Genomic DNA, 1,226 nt, shown 5'->3' with positions numbered 1-1,226 from the left:
TTTGTGTGGAAAAAGTCTACGCTGCACTTCGAGGAAAAACTCAAAGCAAAGGTGCAGGCGACCCTTCAGCATATTCATGCAATCACGCACCAGGAAGCTGGTGAGTATGAAGAGGCAAAGCCGGAAGAACTCCCTGCCCAATTAGAAGCCGCGGCGGCTGTACTGGAGGAAAGAATCGAAGGGGTAACGGAGAAAATCGCCGGGGAAAGCAGCAGTGAAGAGCGGAAGGAGCTGCGAAAGCAGCGCAGTGCCTTGAAGAAGCCGCTGAAGCTCATTCGTGAAGATTTCCTTCCCCGACTTGCTAAATATGATGCGCAGAAAGCCTGCTTCGGTGATCGCAATAGTTATTCCAAAACGGATCCGGATGCGACGTTTATGCGCATGAAGGAAGACCACATGAAAAATGGCCAGCTTAAGCCTGGCTACAATGTACAGATGGCAACCGAAAACCAGTTCATTTTGTTTTACAGCCTTCATCAGCGGCCCACGGATACGCGCTGCTTCATTCCGCATATGGAGCGGCTTGCAGCGTCTTCTTTGCCGATGCCCAAAACGGTCATTGCGGACGCTGGATATGGCAGTGAGGAAAACTATTTGTATGCCGTGGGCGAAGAAAAAGAGCCACGCTTTGATTTTCTCATTCCCTATGGCAACTACATGAAGGAGAAAACTCGGCGCTACAAAAAGGACATCCGACATGCATCCAATTGGACGTATGAAGAGCTGGATGATCGTTTTATCTGCCCGAATGGCCGATATGTTCGGTTCAAAAAGTACCAGATGAAAAAGACGAGCTCAGGTCTGGAGCAGAGCTTTAAGATTTACGAATGTGAAGACTGCAGCGATTGTCCATTCAAGTCAAAATGTACAAAAGCAAAAGGCAATCGTCAAGTACACTGGAATACGGTATGGGAAGAGTTGAAGGCGAAAGCGAAAACAGCCCTTGAGGATGACGAGAAATCCGCAATCTATGCTCGGCGTAAAGTGGAGGTGGAGAGCGTGTTTGGTCACATCAAGGGCAATCGGTCGTTCCGACGGTTTTCCTTGCGGGGCCTGGAAAAGGTTCACACGGAGTTCGGGATTGTGGCTTTGGCCCACAATTTACTGAAAGTAGCAGGCATCCGCCTCGCCGCTTTCTTACAGAAACAAAGGCGAAAAAAAGTTGGACGGAAAACGTACCTGTTTTCCGCCCAACTTTTTATTTTAGGGACTTATTGGACAGCCCC

General features: G+C 49.0%; 1 protein-coding gene. It reads left to right on the top strand.

Features of this window, described 5'->3' with window-relative positions; all coding sequences use genetic code 11:
* A partial coding sequence (locus KQI79_RS27290; RefSeq protein ID WP_216541467.1) for an IS1182 family transposase occupies positions 1-1,226 on the top strand: 1,226 nt, incomplete at both ends.

This window comes from Paenibacillus sp. MSJ-34 (genome assembly GCF_018918005.1).
Taxonomy (GTDB): Bacteria; Bacillota; Bacilli; order Paenibacillales; family Paenibacillaceae; genus MSJ-34.
This window is presented reverse-complemented; position numbering and strand designations above follow the sequence as displayed.